Annotated in this window: 14 protein-coding genes; all 14 read left to right on the top strand. The window is 44.6% G+C overall.

Annotated features, from left to right (window positions below):
- Nucleotides 1-41 precede the first annotated feature (41 nt).
- The 14 genes from tolB to R3D86_07410 all read left to right on the top strand — a co-directional run bounded on the left by tolB (nucleotide 42) and on the right by R3D86_07410 (nucleotide 18400).
- Nucleotides 42-1388, top strand: coding sequence for a Tol-Pal system beta propeller repeat protein TolB (gene tolB, locus R3D86_07345; protein MEZ5758019.1), 1347 nt, complete (start codon nucleotides 42-44; stop codon nucleotides 1386-1388).
- A 218-nt stretch (nucleotides 1389-1606) separates the two neighbouring features.
- Complete coding sequence (pal, locus tag R3D86_07350; GenBank protein MEZ5758020.1) at nucleotides 1607-2128, top strand: peptidoglycan-associated lipoprotein Pal; 522 nt, start codon at nucleotides 1607-1609, stop codon at nucleotides 2126-2128.
- Between the two features lie 91 nt (nucleotides 2129-2219).
- Complete coding sequence (gene ybgF, locus R3D86_07355; GenBank protein ID MEZ5758021.1) at nucleotides 2220-3113, top strand: tol-pal system protein YbgF; 894 nt, start codon at nucleotides 2220-2222, stop codon at nucleotides 3111-3113.
- Complete coding sequence (tilS, locus tag R3D86_07360) at nucleotides 3104-4441, top strand: tRNA lysidine(34) synthetase TilS (protein ID MEZ5758022.1); 1338 nt, start codon at nucleotides 3104-3106, stop codon at nucleotides 4439-4441. Before ybgF ends, tilS begins: the two co-directional genes overlap by 10 nt.
- A 122-nt stretch (nucleotides 4442-4563) precedes the next feature.
- On the top strand, nucleotides 4564-6474 hold the full coding sequence (gene ftsH / locus R3D86_07365; protein ID MEZ5758023.1) for an ATP-dependent zinc metalloprotease FtsH: 1911 nt from the start codon (nucleotides 4564-4566) through the stop codon (nucleotides 6472-6474).
- Between the two features lie 20 nt (nucleotides 6475-6494).
- Nucleotides 6495-7589: a dihydropteroate synthase gene (folP, locus tag R3D86_07370; protein ID MEZ5758024.1), complete on the top strand. Its 1095-nt coding sequence runs from the start codon at nucleotides 6495-6497 to the stop codon at nucleotides 7587-7589.
- A gap of 90 nt (nucleotides 7590-7679) precedes the next feature.
- On the top strand, nucleotides 7680-9035 hold the full coding sequence (glmM, locus tag R3D86_07375; GenBank protein MEZ5758025.1) for a phosphoglucosamine mutase: 1356 nt from the start codon (nucleotides 7680-7682) through the stop codon (nucleotides 9033-9035).
- A gap of 3 nt (nucleotides 9036-9038) precedes the next feature.
- Nucleotides 9039-9833 (top strand): bifunctional hydroxymethylpyrimidine kinase/phosphomethylpyrimidine kinase, encoded by a 795-nt coding sequence (thiD, locus tag R3D86_07380; protein MEZ5758026.1) that lies wholly within the window; start codon nucleotides 9039-9041, stop codon nucleotides 9831-9833.
- Between the two features lie 84 nt (nucleotides 9834-9917).
- Nucleotides 9918-12353, top strand: a complete 2436-nt coding sequence (locus R3D86_07385; GenBank protein ID MEZ5758027.1) for a M1 family metallopeptidase — start codon at nucleotides 9918-9920, stop codon at nucleotides 12351-12353.
- The gene (locus R3D86_07390; GenBank protein ID MEZ5758028.1) at nucleotides 12353-12886 is read left to right on the top strand and encodes a DUF6702 family protein; all 534 of its coding nucleotides are present in this window, start codon (nucleotides 12353-12355) and stop codon (nucleotides 12884-12886) included. The genes R3D86_07385 and R3D86_07390 overlap by 1 nt, the downstream gene beginning before the upstream one ends.
- 114 nt (nucleotides 12887-13000) lie before the next feature.
- Entirely contained in the window at nucleotides 13001-14155 is a 1155-nt protein-coding gene (locus tag R3D86_07395; protein MEZ5758029.1) for a phosphoserine transaminase, read from the top strand.
- 37 nt (nucleotides 14156-14192) lie between these two features.
- Nucleotides 14193-15770: a phosphoglycerate dehydrogenase gene (gene serA / locus R3D86_07400; protein ID MEZ5758030.1), complete on the top strand. Its 1578-nt coding sequence runs from the start codon at nucleotides 14193-14195 to the stop codon at nucleotides 15768-15770.
- 158 nt (nucleotides 15771-15928) lie between these two features.
- Nucleotides 15929-17083, top strand: coding sequence for an ATP phosphoribosyltransferase regulatory subunit (locus R3D86_07405; protein MEZ5758031.1), 1155 nt, complete (start codon nucleotides 15929-15931; stop codon nucleotides 17081-17083).
- A 12-nt stretch (nucleotides 17084-17095) separates the two neighbouring features.
- The gene (locus tag R3D86_07410) at nucleotides 17096-18400 is read left to right on the top strand and encodes an adenylosuccinate synthase (GenBank protein MEZ5758032.1); all 1305 of its coding nucleotides are present in this window, start codon (nucleotides 17096-17098) and stop codon (nucleotides 18398-18400) included.
- The last annotated feature ends 1 nt before the right edge of the window (nucleotide 18401 follow it).

Genomic DNA, 18401 nt, shown 5'->3' on the forward strand with positions numbered 1-18401 from the left:
GAAGAAAACGAGAAACAATAGAGACAATTGGGAGATTGAAAGTGAATTTGTTTAAGATTTTGTTGGTATCTGTTATTGGGGTTGTTTCTGCAACTGTATCGGCAAATGCTGTGATAGAAATTGATATCACGCGCGGTAATGTTCAGCCGCTCCCAATTGCTGTTACACCGCTTGCCGGAAGTGGAGCACAAATGACAACAGCCGGTTCCGTTATGGAAATCGGCAAGCAGATTTCCCAGGTTGTAACCGCTGATCTTGAACGCTCGGGTCTTTTTAATGCAATTGATCCTCGCGCTTTTATTAATTCGGATAACGCGACGGCGGCTCCCCAATTTGCAAACTGGCGTGCTGTTGGTGCCCAGGCTCTTGTAACAGGGGCGACAATTTTGCGTGAAGATGGCCAGCTGCGGGTGGAATTCAGACTTTGGGATGTTTTGGCAGGATCACAAATGGCCGGACTTGCGCTGACGGGCTCGCCACAAAGCTGGCGCCGTGTAGCGCATAAAATTTCAGACGCCATCTACAAAAGGCTTACGGGGGAAGAAGGCTATTTTGACACCCGGATCGTGTATATTTCGGAAAGTGGTCCATATCTAAACCGTATTAAGCGTCTCGCGATTATGGATCAGGATGGGTATAACCATCAATTCATGACAGACGGGTCTTTCATGGTACTTAATCCCCGTTTTTCACCAACATCACAGGAAATTACATATCTTTCCTATTATAACGATACACCGCGTGTTTATCTTTTTAATATCAATACCGGCAAATCGGAAATGTTGGGTGAATTCAGGGGCATGACCTTCGCGCCACGTTTTTCACCGGACGGTAAAAATGTCATTATGTCAAAAGCCGAGCATGGCAATACCGATATTTTTGTTATGGAGCTGGCAACCCGCAGGATTAAGCAGCTGACGACAAATTCAGCGATTGATACCAGCCCGAGTTATTCACCCTTTGGTCGTTATATTACATTTACATCTGACCGTGGAGGCACCCCGCAGCTTTATGTGATGGATGCGGATGGCGGCAATATTAAAAGGATCAGTTTTGGTCAGGGCCTTTATTCAACACCTGTCTGGTCTCCCCGTGGTGACCTGATTGCGTTTACTAAGCAGACTGGAGGCAAATTTTATATAGGGGTCATTCGTCCGGACGGGTCCGGCGAACGGATATTAACCGAAAGTTATTTTGAGGAAGGGCCGACATGGTCACCAAATGGACGGGTCATCATGTACTATCGGAAATATCCTTATGATAACAGGGGAGGAGGCGGAGAAACCCAGTTATGGTCGATTGATTTGACTGGATATAATGAAAGACAGGTCTTAACGCCCCTTGATGGATCAGACCCTGCCTGGTCACCATTATTGGATAGACGTTAAGGGATTGATAATGAATTGGTGATAATATTAACAAATAGTTAGTATTATGCCGCTAAATAGCGAGTATTGTTGCTTGATTCCTCTATAATCTACGTTTATAGTCGATGTAATTATGTAGGCCAAAGGAATGTATGATTGGATGCGTTTGTCAATTCTTATGGGGAATGACAGTAGTTTTAGGAAAAAAATAAAAAGATAAATATGTGAAGGATCACTAAATGCTAAATAAATTTTATGCAAAATTATTAATTATGGCCGGGGCAGCACTGGTTTTAAGTGCGTGTGCGAATTCAGGGAGTGATACAATGGATAACACACCTCCTCCTGAGCCAGCACCAGCACCAGCACCGGCGCCAGCACCTACACCGGCACCTGTTGACACAACAACTCAGGAATACCTTGAAAATCAAGTTATGGGCGGTGGAATGGATGCTTCATTGGTGCATTTCGCTTTTGACCGTTATGATATTGATGCAACAGCACGTAACATTCTGCAGGCGCAGGCAAACTGGATGAAAGCCAACTCATCTGTAAATGTTATTATTGAAGGTCACTGTGACGAGCGCGGTACACGTGAATATAACATTGCTCTTGGTGATCGTCGTGCCAACGCGGTTAAAAACTACCTTGTTGCGATGGGTGTCAGCGCGTCACGTATTCGTACTGTCAGCTACGGCAAGGAACGCCCGATCAGCACAGTCGATGCGGAAAACCGGCGCGGAAAAACACGCGTAAATTAATTTTATTGTAGCTTAGAAGATGCCCGTGCGACTAACCTGGTCATGCGGGCATTTTTTTTAGAAGAAAAATTGAAGCAGAGCGGAGCGCTATATGTTGAACAAAATTTTGATAATGAAAGATATATTGCCTGGATTTTTAGTATTCTCCCTGTCAGCAGTGATTTTACTGGGCACAACGGATCATGTGTCTGCTCAATCAACCAGAGAACGTCTTACGGCAATTGAAAAACAGCTCAATGCATTGCAACGAAGGGTATTTACGCCGGGTAGCCGTTTTCAGTCAGGGAGTGATGGCGGAAGTAATGACGCGGCAGGCATTGATACATCTGCTGTTGCCGCCGCCCCGGCCGGGTCCGAAGGTCAGCTGATTGCTGAAATAAATATTCGTATTTCCGAACTTGAAACCCAGCTTCGCCAGATGACAGGAAAAGTGGAAGAGGCAAATTTCAAAGTTGAAAATATGGCTCGTCAGCTTGAGACCATGCAAAAAGATTATGAATTTCGCTTTGCCGAGCTTGAAAAAGGGGTTGGTGCAGGAACTTTGCCAGCGATGGGTGGTGCAGCGGCCTCTATGCCGTCTGGAGGTGCCCCGCTTCCTACAGGATCGCCAAAACAGCAATATGATTATGCATATGGTCTTGTGTCCAATGCACAATATGAGCAGGCCGAAATCAGTTTCCTTGAATTTTTAAAAGCGCACCCCGATGATGAGCTTGCCGGCAATGCCCAGTATTGGCTGGGTCAGACTTATTACGCCCGTGGGAATTATACGGATGCTACCCGCACCTTCCTGGAAGGGATGAGCAAATATCCGGACAGTTCGAAAGCACCGGCATATCTTCTTAAGGTGGGAATGTCGCTTAATCTGCTGGGCGAAAAACAGGAAGCCTGTGAAGTATACCGCGAACTGAATGCCCGTTTTCCGAACAGTTCTGAAAACACGCGTATGCGGCCCGTTGAGGAAAGAAAAGCAGGATGCAATTAGGCGGCAGAAATAATTTTTCCGCTTTATCTGCTGACGAATTCGAAACAATCATTGACCCGCTAAATATTGGTTCCCCCGACAATATTGCAGTTGCCGTTTCCGGTGGCGCCGATAGTATGGCGCTTACGCTGCTTTTAAATGAATTTTGCCAAAGCCGTCATATTTCTCTTGTTGCATTAACGGTTGATCACGGCTTAAGGCAGAAATCAAATCAGGAAGCGGAACAGGTTGGGAAATGGTTAAGTGAACGGGGAATTGAACATCATATTCTGACCTGGGTTGGTCACAAGCCCGACACCAATATTCAGGACGAAGCCCGTAATGCCCGTTATGCGCTGATGGGGCAATGGTGTGTGGATAATAAAATTGAACATCTCTTTCTTGCTCACCATATGAATGATCAGGCGGAAACTTTTCTGATCCGGCTATTTCGGGGGAGTGGAATTGACGGCCTTTCTGCTATGGACAAAATCGCTTCATTTCCGTTATCCGATGCAAATGGTCTTTATCCCAAAATTTATCGGCCTCTACTTGATATAAGTAAAGACCGGCTTGTTGCATTTTTAAGGGCCAATGGCCAGGAATGGATCGAGGATCCGAGTAACCAGAATGAGAAATATACCCGTATTCAAATTCGGGAACTGTTACGAAGTTCAGAAATAGAGGGCTTCGATATAGAACGGCTGTCATCGACAGCGGATAAAATGAGACGGGTAAGGTCACTACTTGAAGGGCAAACTGAAAAAGCCGAATCGGAATTTGTGAGCTATAATAAATATGGATACGCAACTTTAAATTCTGAATTTCACCAAAAACTTCATGAAGAAATTTCCCTTAGACTTTTAAGCAACATTCTTAAGAAGGTTAGTGGAAATACATATCCACCCCGTTATAATAAACTTGAATTTCTGTTTCAAAGTTTGAAATCGGACGATTTCTCAGGGCAAACACTTTCAGGAGTGATCCTTTTTAAAATTTCTGAAAAGGACATAATTTTCTGTCGGGAATATAAGGATATTGATAAACGGGTTAACATTAAACAGGCGAAACGATGCTTGTGGGATAACAGGTTTGTCGTTGATACAAAAAGTATTTCGGGAGAAATTGTTCCATTAGGGCAGGATATAATAGAGAAAATTGTTCAAAAAGTACCGGATTTCAAACAAAGACTATCTGATTTATTTAAGGATCATAGAATAAGGGACAGAGTAATACCCACTTTGCCCTGTATAATTGATGTGGAAAATAAACTTTGGCTTCCAGACTTTTTGCTTCAGGAAACCGGCGTTACAGATTTTAATGGATTTTCAGTTGTTTTTAAGAAATAAAAGCTATCCTAAATAAAAATTGTATAACAAGCTTGTTTCAAATTAAATTGCACCTATTTAATGTATATGAAACAATGGTTTTCAATATCGCTAATTAACTAAAGGTTCGACGCGTGAACAATATGAAACGTAATTTTGCATTCTGGCTTATTATATTAATCTTACTGCTTGCTTTGTTTAGCGCCTTTAAAGGGCCATCAGGCGGAGATGCGCGAGCCGACATTTCCTATTCCGAATTTCTTTCAGGCGTTGAATCCGGGAAAGTGACCAGTGTCACTATTCAGGAAAATAATATCGCCGGACAGATGGCGGACGGCACAACATTCCAGACTTATGCGCCATATGATGCCACCTTGATTGATAAGCTTAATCAAAAAGGCGTTAATATTAATGCCAAACCGGTTGAAAGCAGCCCGTTTCTGAATTTCCTTTATTCAATGCTTCCTTTCTTATTGCTGATTGGTGTGTGGATATTTTTCATGCGGCAAATGCAGGGCGGTAGCGGTAAGGCAATGGGTTTTGGAAAATCAAAAGCCAAATTGCTTAACGAAATGTCAGGCCGTGTGACCTTTGACGATGTGGCGGGCATTGAAGAAGCAAAAGAAGAGCTGGAAGAAATTGTCGAATTTTTAAAAGACCCAAGTAAATATCAGCGTCTGGGCGCGGTGATTCCGAAAGGTGCGCTGCTTGTTGGTCCTCCGGGAACCGGTAAAACATTGCTTGCCCGTGCCATTGCCGGTGAAGCGAATGTGCCATTCTTTACAATTTCCGGTTCTGATTTCGTAGAAATGTTTGTTGGTGTTGGTGCCAGCCGGGTTCGTGATATGTTTGAACAGGGAAAAAATAATGCGCCCTGTATCATATTCATTGATGAAATTGACGCAGTTGGCCGTCATCGTGGTGCCGGCCTTGGTGGCGGAAATGATGAGCGCGAACAGACTTTGAACCAATTGCTTGTTGAAATGGATGGTTTTGAGGCCAATGAAGGGATTATCCTTCTTGCTGCTACCAACCGTCCTGATGTGCTTGATCCAGCCTTATTGCGTCCAGGTCGATTTGACCGTCAGGTGGTTGTATCAAACCCTGATATTCTGGGCCGTGAAAAAATACTAAAAGTCCATATGAAGAAAGTACCGCTGGCTGCTGATGTAAAACCACGCGTTATCGCGCGCGGAACACCCGGCTTTTCTGGTGCTGATCTGGCCAATTTGGTGAATGAAGCGGCATTGCTCGCTGCACGTAAAGGAAAACGTGTGGTCACTATGGAAGATTTTGAGCAGTCAAAAGATAAAGTGATGATGGGTGCTGAACGCCGTTCAATGGTCATGCAGGAAGAAGAAAGAAAGCTGACCGCATATCATGAAGGCGGACATGCTCTGGTAGCCCTTCACTGCCCAGCATCTGACCCGATCCATAAGGCAACAATTATTCCGCGCGGGCGTGCTTTGGGGATGGTTATGCGTCTTCCAGAACATGACCAGCTTTCAAGAAGCCGTGAAAAAATGCATGCGGATCTGGCAGTTGCTATGGGTGGCCGCGTTGCGGAGGAGCTTATCTTTGGTTATGATAAAGTAACTTCAGGGGCCTCTTCCGATATTTCCTACGCGACTAAAATGGCCCGTGCCATGGTTACGCAGTGGGGTATGAGCGATAAACTGGGACCTCTTGAATATGGTGAAAACCAGCAGGAAGTGTTTCTGGGACATTCTGTGGCACAAAGTCAGAATGTATCTGCGGCAACAGCAAAAATCATTGACGAGGAAATCCGTAAGATTGTGGATACCGCTTATAAAAGGGCAACAAAAATTCTGACTGAAAATATTGATGACCTTCATAAGCTGGGTAAAGGTCTGCTTGAATATGAAACACTTAGCGGTGAAGAGATTAATGATCTTCTGGCGGGTAAGGAAATTCAGAGAAACCTGAGCGATGATGACAAATCGGATAGCAAGCCTACGGGTTCTGTACCCTCGACAAAGAAACCTAAGGATAAAGGCGATAATATTGGCTCAGAACCGGTAACAGAAAGCTGATAAAGCCATTGTCAGGCGACTTGACTAAAAGATCTATATACGCGCAGCCCCTGGGTTTACTCAGGGGCTCTGCTTTTAATGATGGTAACTTTAAAAACCTTGCTGGTGGGGATATTTATTTTTCTGCCCTAAAAATAATCTGTCGTGAACAGAATGAAATAACTGAACAGACCATCCCGGTATCGGCGCTTGATGACTATTTAGCAAGACAATCGGAAAATTTTGGACTGGAATTAGAAAAGCTTTTAAAAAATATTACCAGTGCAAGGGAAGCTATTCATTTAATTTCTGCGCCGCCACTTGATCCATGTAGGCCTCTCATACAGGGAATATTAAATGTTACGCCAGACAGTTTTTCAGATGGGGGGGCTTTTATTGATCCGGAAAATTCAGTTGCCCATGCCATTCATATGATCGGGGCAGGGGCAGATATAATTGACATCGGCGGGGAAAGCACGAAGCCCGGCGCGAAGCCAGTACCAACCGATATGGAAAAAGAAAGAGTAATACCGGTTATTAAGGCTTTATCTGAAAAAAATATCCCCATTTCAATCGACAGCCGTAATGCCGATGTTATGAAAGAAGCGATCAATGCTGGCGCGAACATCATAAACGATGTCAGTGCACTTTCCCATGATCCGGACAGTATCAAAATAGCAAAAGAAACGAATGTGCCTGTGATACTGATGCATGCGCTTGGAACCCCTGAAACAATGCAGGATAATCCGGTATATGAAAATGTGTTGTTGGATATTTATGATTATCTTGAAAGCAGGATTAATTTTTGCATTGAAGCAGGCATCCCCCGAAACAGAATAATCATTGACCCGGGGATCGGTTTTGGGAAAACGGTTGACCATAATCTTCAAATAATTTCGAACCTTGCCCTGTTTCATGGTCTAGGGGTTCCGATCCTAGTTGGTGTATCCCGTAAAAGCTTTATTGGAAAAATCACTGGTGAAAGTAAGGCGGAGAACAGATTGGCTGGCTCTCTTGCCGCTGCTATGCTATGCTTGGAACAGGGGGCGCAGATTATCCGAGTACATGATGTATTGCAAACCCGACAGGCGATAGCAATTTTGCTATCGGCAGGCAGGGGGGAAGTCACATTTTAGCCAAACTTTTTTCGAATATTCAGTTTCTATTAACATACTCGTGCTATTAAATGGTTATAGTTAATTTCCCAAAATGAGATAAGAGCAAAAATGACAAGAAAATATTTTGGAACCGATGGGATTCGCGGTAAAGCGAATGAAGGGAAAATGACAGCAGAGGTTGCCATGCGCGTTGGTATGGCAGCAGGACGCCATTTTACCCGTGGTGAACATCAGCATAGGGTCGTTATCGGAAAAGATACGCGACTGTCAGGTTACCTTCTTGAGCCTGCACTCACATCCGGCTTTATTTCTATGGGTATGGATGTTGTGCTTCTTGGACCGATGCCAACGCCGGCAGTTGCCATGCTCACCCGGTCTCTTCGTGCGGATCTTGGCGTTATGCTCTCGGCTTCTCATAATCCATATTATGATAACGGGATTAAACTTTTCGACCATGATGGCAATAAGCTTTCTGACGAAATTGAGCTTGAAATTGAAAAAAGAATGGATAATGGATATGACAAGCATTTGGTCGAATCCTCTAAACTCGGCCGCGCTCAGAGACTTCATAATGCCGTAGGACGATATATTGAATTCGCAAAAAACACATTTCCAAAACATTTGCGCCTAGACGGTCTCAGGGTAGTTCTCGACTGTGCCAATGGTGCTGCCTACCGAACCGCCCCAAGCGTACTTTGGGAATTGGGTGCAGAAGTCATTGCCTTAGGAACGTCTCCGAACGGAACAAATATTAATGATGCCTGTGGGTCCACAAAACCGCAGGCGATGTGTGATAGAGTTATAGAAACCCGTGCGGATATTGGTATTGCTCTGGACGGTGATGCTGACCGGCTCATTATCTGTGACGAAAACGGTAAAATTATTGATGGTGATCAGGTCATGGCGACAATTGCGACCAATTGGCATCAGAATGGTAGATTAAAAGGCGATGCCCTTGTCGCAACAATCATGTCAAACATCGGCCTTGAAAAATATATTAAATCAATCGGATTGCGTCTGGAACGGACATCAGTCGGCGACAGATATGTTGTTGCCGCAATGCAGCAGCTTGGCTGCAATATTGGCGGTGAACAGTCCGGCCACATTGTATTGAGCGATTTTAATACGACGGGTGACGGTCTGGTGGCGGCTTTGCAGGTGCTGGCCGTTCTGACGGAAAAAGGACGTCCGGTCAGTAATTTATTTAAATCGTTTGAGCCATATCCCCAACTTCTTAAAAATGTCAGATATAAAGAAGGGGATGAGCCTCTTGAGAACAGTCATGTCAAACAGGCAATCTCTGATGGTGAAAGCAGTTTAAATGGTGATGGCCGTGTTGTCATTCGTAAGTCAGGAACAGAACCACTCATCCGCGTTATGGTCGAAGGGTCTGATGATAACCTGATCAACACTGTTGCCAACGATATTGTCGCTTCTGTCCAGGCAAGCGTGCGAAGCGAATAATTGATGAAAGGCAAGGTTTTAACAATCGCCGGCTCTGATTCAAGTGGTGGTGCAGGGATTCAGGCGGACATTAAAACCATTTCTTCACTGGGCGCCTATGCCATGTCGGCCATTACGGCCATAACGGTTCAGGATACCAATATGGTCAGTGACGTTTTTCCTATTCCGGCAAAGATTGTAAAGGCTCAAATATTATCGGTTCTTGGGGATATTGGTGCCGATGCTATCAAAACAGGCATGTTGCTTTCTCCGGATATTATCCTGGCTGTTAGTGATGTTCTAAAAGAACACGGTAAGTCAATTCCACTCGTTGTTGACCCGGTGATGATGTCCACCAGCGGCCATATGCTTTTAAAGCCCCACAGTGTAAATACGCTGGTCAACGAAATTCTTCCAAAAACGACGTTGCTTACCCCTAATCTTGCCGAAGCAGCAAAACTAACCGGGACCGAGCTTCTCAAAAATATGGACGACATGCGCCGTGCTGCAGACGATCTACTCAAAATGGGGCCTGGCGCAGTTCTTATTAAAGGCGGGCATCTAAAAGGTGATATCCTGACCGACCTTCTGGTAACTCAGAATTCGGAAAAAATATTTTCTTCCCTTAGAGTGCCGGGAAAGGATAACCACGGAACCGGCTGCACCTTGGCGTCGGGCATTGCAACGGGTCTGGCACAAAATATGACATTGGTGGATGCTGTGGCGCGTGCCCACAATTTTGTTCATAAAGCGCTGGAGCAGGCACCGGGCTACGGCAGTGGCTGTGGACCCATAAATCACCTGGTTTCGGTTGATTAAAAGCATACTGGACTAAAGTCGTAATACTATATAGTATCCTTTGAATAAATAATGCATTGAAGGTTATTTGAGGGAATTTTTATTATGATTAAGGTGAAATCCACATTTTTGGGATTGTTTGTAAGTGCTGTTTTTATTGTGACGTCTCAGGCACAAACTCAAAATCAGATCAACGACAAATTCAGGCAGCTGAATGAATATCTGCCCACAGCCAACAGTTATCGAACCGCATCAGGCGCACCCGGTTACGCATATTGGCAGCAACGGGCAGATTATAAAATTGATGTAACTCTTGATGATGACAAGCAGACATTAACTGGGAAAGCAACAATCAAATATTATAATAATTCGCCGGATGCCCTTAAATATATCTGGATGCAAATGGATCAGAACCGTTTTGATCCAAAAACATCCATGGACAAAAAAAGCGAAACCATGCCGAAAACGACAAAAGGCATGACCATGGAGCGCTTTAGAAAATATGTAGATGAAAGGTCTTTTGACGGTGGGTTTAAGGTCACATCGTTGACGGACAGTACTGGAAGTGATCTTAAGAATGTTGTGGTTGGCTCAATGATGCGAATTGACCTTCCGGAGCCACTGGCGGCCGGTGCAATAACTGAATTTAATATAAGCTGGTGGTATAATATTCCGGATGCGAAGAAATATAAACTTTCCCGTCAGGGCTATGAATTTTTTCCACGCGACGAAAACAGAATTTATGAAATAGCCCAATGGTACCCGCGTGTAACAGCCTATTCTGATTATGAAGGCTGGCATAATAAGGAATATCAGGGGAGCGGCGAATTCACACTGGAATTTGGTGATTATGATGTTGCGATCACTGCGCCATCAGATCATATCGTTGCTGCATCCGGCGAGCTTCAAAATAGTGCAGACGTGCTTACACAGGATCAACGCGACCGGCTGATTGAAGCGCGAACAGCGTCAGTGCCTGTGTTTATTGTGACGCCAAAAGAAGCTGTTGAGAATGAAAAAAGCCATTCTACACAAATGAAAACTTGGCGGTTCAAAGCCGAAAATGTTCGGGATTTTGCTTTTGCTTCAAGCCGCAAATTTATCTGGGATGCTATGGGATATTATATGTCAGAAAATGGTGAAACCGTTATGGCGATGTCATTTTATCCAATGGCGGGTGAACCATTATGGTCTGATATTTCAACCCATGCGGTGCGGCATACATTGAATGTTTATAATAAATACGCTCTTACCTACCCATATCCAGTGGCAATTTCGGTTAACGGCCCGATTGGTGGCATGGAATATCCGATGATCAGCTTTAATGGCGCCCGTCCGACTACCCATGAAGATGGGACCCGAACCTACAGCCGTCGGACAAAACATGGACTGATTGGCGTAATTATCCATGAAGTGGGTCATAATTATTACCCGATGGTCATCAATTCAGATGAAAGACAATGGACCTGGATGGATGAGGGGATGAATACTTTTGTGCAGAACCTGGCCCACCAGGAATGGAAAGAAGATTATCCGCTTGGCCGGATTGATCCAAGAAATATTACCGGCTATATGACCAGCACCAATCAGGTGCCGATTATGAGCAATGCTGAATCTGTAATACAAAAAGGTAACAATGCATATGCCAAACCGGCCACAGCATTTAATATTCTCCGTGAAAGTATTATGGGACATGAGCTTTTCGATTTTGCGTTTCGTGAATATGCACAGCGCTGGAAATTTAAACGCCCAACACCGGCAGACTTTTTCCGCACTATGGAAGATGCCAGCGGTGTCGATCTCGACTGGTTCTGGCGTGGATGGTTCTATACCACGGATCATGTGGATATTTCCCTTGATAATGTCCGTCGCTTTACTATCGACACGAAAAATCCGGAAATTGAGGAAGCCTTCAAGCGTAAGCAGGAAATGGAAAAAAGAACTCATCCAAGCTATTTCAGCAACGATGATCTGCCAAAACGTGTTGATGAATTTCCGGGCATCAAGGATTTTTATAATGATCATGATGAATTTACGGTAACAAACAAGCAACGCAACGAATATAACAAGCTGATTGCGGACCTTGAGCCGTGGCAGGTCGATATGCTTAAAGATGACAGTAACATTTATTTGCTTGATTTTACCAATATTGGCGGTCTTTTGATGCCCCTTTATCTTGAAATTGAATATACAGACGGAACAAAAGAAGAAAAACGTTTCCCGGCTGAAATTTGGAAGCTGGACTATAATCAGGTGACAAAAATGATTGTTACCGATAAGGAAATTGCTTCCGTGGTTCTTGATCCGAAATATGAAACTGCGGACACGGATATGTTTAATAACTTCTTCCCGCGCCGCATTCTGGAAAGCCGCTTTGATCTGGTTAAGGAAAAAGCAAATCAGGGCCGCGATATGCTGAAAGAAAATCTGGAAGAACCTAAATCTCTTGATGATTATAAAAAAGAGAAACAAAAAGAAGATGATAAGAACAAGAAATCATCAGAAGAAAATTTCAAAAAGCTATTGGATGAATATAAATAGTGACTTTTGGAAATTTTTCTAAATTACTGATCATTATATTAACATTGTGCGTGGCCGGTATCGGGCACGCACATCGTTTTTATGCATCATTTACACAGATTGAATTACAGCCGACAAAAGGCACAATTGAAATTACCCATCGGATATTTACGCACGATATTGAAGATCTGCTAATGCGCTATCAGGGATCAACCGGTGAGCTTTCGGACGAGGTCATCGAATCATTTCTGAAAGATTATATTGTTCAGGCATTCGCCATCTATTCTCCGGACGGGGATATGATCCCGCTGAACTGGATTGCTGTTGAAGTGACCCTTGATAATATTTTTGTCTATCAGGAGGCGCCGCTTCAGGAAGGACAGCAGACTCTGATCATTGCCGATCGGATTCTCCAGGATCTTTTTGACGATCAAAGCAACACAGTGAACCTGAAACTGGACGGAAAAGTGAAAAGCCATACGTTCCAGAAAGACAGCAAAATGTACCAGATTTCCTTTAATGGAAGGACGGGTGATTACCCTTTTGAAAATTAATTTTTCCATTTTTAAATCTCCTGATTGACAATTAAAATTACTTCTCTATAGTCCGCTGTGGGCTATCCTTCCCCAACGAGGGACAGCTATTCTGGAAGGAATAGGAGACATAAAATGTTACCAGAAAAGAAACCAGCGTCAGCGCTGTTTTCGTCAGGACCGTGTGCTAAACGCCCGGGCTGGACGATAAAAAATTTAGAAAATGCCCCACTTGGCCGTTCTCATCGTGCCGCAATAGGCAAGTCCCGTTTAAAAGAAGCAATTGATAAAACCCATGAATTACTGGGTCTGCCGGCTGATTATCTTGTCGGTATTGTTCCCGGTTCTGATACCGGTGCCGTCGAAATGGCCCTTTGGTCACTGCTCGGGGCCCGTGGTGTTGATATGCTTGCCTGGGAAAGCTTCGGCAGTGGTTGGATTACAGATGTTGTAAAACAGCTTAAACTTGACGACGTCCGTAAAATAGAAGCACCATATGGCCAGCTTTCCGATTTATCTATCATTGATCCGTCTCGTGATGTGGTCTTCACCTGGAATGGGACGACATCCGGTGTCAAAGTTCCAAATGGGGACTGGATTTCTGATAATCGCGCAGGATTGACCATTTGTGATGCAACTTCAGCTGCCTTTGCAATGGACCTTCCATGGCATAAGCTGGATGTAGCCACATTCTCCTGGCAAAAAGTTTTGGGCGGTGAAGGTGCGCATGGTATTCTTATATTATCGCCGCGTGCTGTAGAGCGTCTTGAAAATTACGCACCGGCCTGGCCACTTCCAAAAATATTCCGCCTTACCAAAAACGGTAAACTGATAAGCGATATCTTTAGTGGTGCAACCATCAATACACCTTCAATGCTTTGTGTTGAAGATTATCTGGATGCCCTTAACTGGGGCTTTGAGGTTGGTGGGCTAAAAGGCCTAATCAAACGATCCGAGGATAATTTAGCCGTACTACGTAACTGGGTTGAAAAAACCGATTGGGTTGATTTTCTGGCGGAAGATCCACAGACAATTTCAAATACTTCTGTGTGCCTCAAAATAACTGCAGACTGGTTCTCGGCACTTAGTGACGAGGATAAAGCTGCGGCAGCCAAGAAGCTTGCAAAACTTCTGGATGAGCAGGATGTTGCTTATGACATCGGCGCTTATCGTGATGCACCAGCGGGTCTTCGTATCTGGGCAGGATCCACGATTGAAGCACAGGACCTTCGTGATCTCACCCCTTGGCTTGACTGGGCTTACGGCGAAGTTCGCAAAAGCTATAATTAATATTTTTTATTTAGATCAAAATTGAAAGGTACACCTTATGGTTAAGGTACTTATTTCTGATAAATTAAGCCCGCTTGCCAAAGAAATTTTTGAGCGTCGCGGCATTGAAACGGACCAGATTGTTGGTTTGACCAAAGAAGAACTTGAGGAAAAAATTCATGAATATGATGGTCTGGCGATCAGATCAGCAACAAAAGTAACACCAAAAATTCTGGCTGCGGCTAAAAATCTGAAAGTGGTTGGCCGTGCCGGTATTGGTGTTGATAATGTGGATATTCCGGCCGCAACAGCAAATGGTGTTGTAGTAATGAACACCCCATTTGGGAACAGCATAACAACAGCTGAACATGCAATTGCCCTGATGTTTGCAGTTGCAAGACAAATTCCGGAGGCCAGTGCGTCAACCCACGCAGGGAAATGGGAAAAATCCCGCTTTATGGGGGTTGAGCTGACTTCTAAAACACTGGGTATCATCGGATGCGGGAATATCGGTGCTATAGTTGCAAACCGTGCTCTTGGCCTTAAAATGAAAGTGGTTGCCTTTGATCCGTTTTTATTAGAAGAACGGGCAGAGGAAATCGGTGTCGAGAAAGTAGATCTTGATACACTTTTGGCCCGCGCTGATTTCATTTCGCTTCATACGCCACTTACTGATTCAACCCGTGGCATTTTAGGCAAAGAGGCTTTTGCAAAAATGAAAGATGGTGTGCGCATTATCAATTGTGCCCGTGGTGGTCTTATTGATGAAGCAGCCTTAAAGGACGCTCTGGACAGTGGCAAGGTGGCTGGTGCAGGACTTGATGTATTTGAAGTTGAGCCGGCCAAGGAAAATGCCCTGTTTGGTCATGAAAATGTTGTGGCCACACCGCATCTTGGTGCCTCTACTGCTGAAGCACAGGTCAATGTTGCCGTTCAGGTGGCAGAGCAGATGGCTGATTATCTTCTGGATGGTGCTGTAACGAACGCATTGAATATGCCAAGTCTGACAGCGGAAGAATCAAAGCGCTTAAGTCCTTATATGTCATTGGTCAGACAGCTCGGTAGTTTTGTAGGCCAGCTGACTGAAGACGCGATTAAGGAAATTCAAATTGAATATCAGGGCGATGTTACAGAACTGAATGTCCGTCCATTGACATCAATAGTTGTTGAAGGTCTGTTAAGTCCTTTAATGGGCAACGTTAATATGGTCAATGCCTTAAGTATTGCAAAAGAGCGCGATATCAATGTGATTGAAAGTAAACATGAAGGTGAAGGTGATTATCATACACTTGTGAGTGTGACTGTGGTTACGGATAAAGGTGAATTCTCTGTTGAGGGTACTTTGTTTGCTGATCGTCGTCCGCGGATTGTTCAGGTTGATGATATTCGTCTTGAAGGTGAACTGACCGAAAATATGATATTTGCAACAAATGATGACCAGCCAGGATTTATCGGTGCCCTTGGTACAATTCTTGGTGAAGGTAACCTGAATATTGCGACATTTAATCTTGGTCGTCACAATGAAGGTGGCCGCGCAATTGCACTGGTGGCGGTTGATCAGCCAGCGCCGGCGGAAATAATTGCCAAGATCAGCAAGATTAATCAGGTGCGCCGGGTAAAAGCCTTAAATTTTTAAAAAAGTAGAAACTGTATCCAAAACATTCTACTGATTGGGAGAGCTTAAAGGCTCTCCCTTTTTTTGTTTAAATTCAGCTTTTATTTTTGGGAATTAATGCTAAAGGTGATATAAGCACTTCGAATCTTTTTATGAAATTGAGACGGCACCACTAAAGAATGATTGAACCTAATGAAACAGCTCTCCTGCCAGAAGGATTGCATGATAGTCTTGTGGGTGATGCTGCACATGAGCGGAAAACAGTTGAAAAACTTCTGAATATTTTTTCAGTTTATGGATATGATCTGATTTTGCCGCCACTTGTCGAATTTGAAGAAAGCCTTTTACTTGGTCCTGGTAAAGCGCAGTCCAGGAATATGTTCAGGCTACTTGATCCTGCATCACAACGTATGATGGGGGTCCGCACTGACATGACGGGGCAGGTTGCCCGCATTTCACATACACGGCTTGGAAATGCGCCAAGACCGCTTCGCTTAAGTTATGCGGGGGATGTGCTTAGAATTAATGGCACGCAGCTACGCCCGGAAAGGCAGTTTACGCAGGCAGGCGTCGAACTGATCGGCTCAAACACAACAGAAGCTTATATTGAAATTATTCTTCTTGCATTTGAAGCCCTTAAAAATGCCGGGGCCAAAAAAATTAGCATTGATCTGGCCATGCCGTTATTGGTTCCAACGATTACCGAAGGGCTTGGACTGGATAAAAAAATGAGCGATCAGGTGCGTCATGCACTTGATTCAAAGGATATAGGCGAGCTTTCAAATATTGAAGGTGAAATTGGGTTGATCAGCCGTGCATTGCTCAAGGCGGCCGGGCCCGCTGATAAAAGTCTGAAAATTCTTTCCGAATTAAACCTGCCAAGAGAGGCCGGTGATATGTGTAATGAACTGGAAAAGCTTGTTACGCGCCTTAATGCTTTGGCCTCCGATCTGGTGATCACGGTTGACCCTGGTGAATTTACCGGGTTTGAATATCAGACAGGGATCAGTTTTTGTCTTTTCGCTGGCGGGGTTCATGGTGAAATTGGCCGTGGGGGACGATATATTGTTAATGCGGAACTGGGAGAGGGTGAACCGGCAACCGGATTTTCCCTTTATCTTGACAGTCTTATGCGAGCACTTGAAATCACTGATAATGACAAAAAAATATATGTTCCTGTGGGCGCAGACCGTGAATTGCTGACAAAGCTCCATTCCCAAGGATACAGAACAATAAAGGGATTGGAAGAAGTCTCAGACATTAAGGCAGAGGCTTTAAGAATGAATTGTGAATTTGTTTGGCTTGAAGACAAAATTAAAAAACTAACCGAATGAAAGGTTTAAAACGTGTCTAATGTTGTTGTGGTCGGCTCCCAGTGGGGCGACGAGGGAAAAGGGAAAATCGTTGACTGGCTTAGCGAGCGCGCCGATGTTGTTGTGCGTTTTCAGGGTGGCCATAATGCTGGACATACACTTGTCATAGATGGTCAGGTTTATAAATTAAGTCTGCTCCCTTCTGGCATCGTTCGTGGTGGTAAACTGTCCATTATAGGAAATGGCGTAGTGGTTGATCCTTGGGCGCTGGTTGAGGAAATGAAAAAACTCAGCAGTCAGGGTGTCACAATTGATGCAGAAAGTCTGCTTATTTCTGAAAACTGCGCGCTGATCCTGCCCCTTCATGGTGAACTCGACGGTATTCGTGAGGATGCATCAAAAAACCGTACCGAGTCAGGGCCGATGATCGGCACGACACGGCGTGGTATCGGTCCCGCATACGAGGACAAGGTTGCCCGTCGTGCCATCCGTATTTGCGACCTAAAATCGCGCGAAACGATCGAAAAACGTGTTGATGTCCTGCTGGCGCATCATAATCCTCTTCGTAAAGGATTAGGATTTGATGAAGTGGACCGTGAAGAGCTTATTGAGAAGATTGTCAATGTTTCAAAGCACGTTCTTCCCCTTGTCGGCGCCAGCTGGCGTGTGCTTGATCAGGCAAAGCGGGATGGTAAGAAAATCCTTTTTGAAGGCGCACAAGGCGTTATGCTCGATATTGACCATGGTACGTATCCGTTTGTGACCTCGTCCAATGTTGTTGCTTCACAGGCGGCGGGCGGTTCCGGTTTTGGCGTTAATAATCTGGGCTATATTCTTGGCATTACAAAAGCATACACAACCCGTGTCGGCAGCGGGCCATTCCCAACGGAACTTATTGATGAAGTGGGCCGTGGTCTGGGTGAACGTGGTCATGAATTTGGTACCGTAACCGGGCGTAGTCGTCGTTGTGGCTGGTTTGATGCTGTGATGGTCCGTCAGGTCATGAAAATATCGGGCATTACCGGTATTGCCCTCACCAAGCTTGATGTGCTTGACGGGATGAGCGAGCTTAAAATCTGCGTCGGTTATGAGCTTGATGGCCAGAAACTGGATTATTTCCCGGCTTCAACCGATGATCAGGCAAAGGTTACACCAATTTATGAAACAATGGACGGATGGAGCGAAAGTACATTTGGGGCAAGAAGCTGGGTTGATCTGCCAGCACGTGCCATTAAATATGTTCGCCGCATTGAAGAGCTTATTGAAACGCCGGTGGCAATCCTTTCAACCAGTCCGGAACGTGAAGATACAATATTGGTCAAAAACCCGTTTGAGTAAA

The organism is Emcibacteraceae bacterium (assembly GCA_041396985.1).
GTDB lineage: Bacteria > Pseudomonadota > Alphaproteobacteria > Sphingomonadales > Emcibacteraceae > Pseudemcibacter.

Excerpts from the sequence above, each read along its gene's own strand:
- pal (MEZ5758020.1), top strand. The coding sequence starts at position 1,607 with ATGCTAAATAAATTTTATGCAAAATTATTAATTATGGCCGGGGCAGCA.
- ybgF (MEZ5758021.1), top strand. The coding sequence starts at position 2,220 with ATGTTGAACAAAATTTTGATAATGAAAGATATATTGCCTGGATTTTTA.
- tilS (MEZ5758022.1), top strand. The coding sequence starts at position 3,104 with ATGCAATTAGGCGGCAGAAATAATTTTTCCGCTTTATCTGCTGACGAA.
- ftsH (MEZ5758023.1), top strand. The coding sequence starts at position 4,564 with ATGAAACGTAATTTTGCATTCTGGCTTATTATATTAATCTTACTGCTT.
- glmM (MEZ5758025.1), top strand. The coding sequence starts at position 7,680 with ATGACAAGAAAATATTTTGGAACCGATGGGATTCGCGGTAAAGCGAAT.
- thiD (MEZ5758026.1), top strand. The coding sequence starts at position 9,039 with ATGAAAGGCAAGGTTTTAACAATCGCCGGCTCTGATTCAAGTGGTGGT.
- R3D86_07385 (MEZ5758027.1), top strand. The coding sequence starts at position 9,918 with ATGATTAAGGTGAAATCCACATTTTTGGGATTGTTTGTAAGTGCTGTT.
- R3D86_07395 (MEZ5758029.1), top strand. The coding sequence starts at position 13,001 with ATGTTACCAGAAAAGAAACCAGCGTCAGCGCTGTTTTCGTCAGGACCG.
- serA (MEZ5758030.1), top strand. The coding sequence starts at position 14,193 with ATGGTTAAGGTACTTATTTCTGATAAATTAAGCCCGCTTGCCAAAGAA.
- R3D86_07405 (MEZ5758031.1), top strand. The coding sequence starts at position 15,929 with ATGATTGAACCTAATGAAACAGCTCTCCTGCCAGAAGGATTGCATGAT.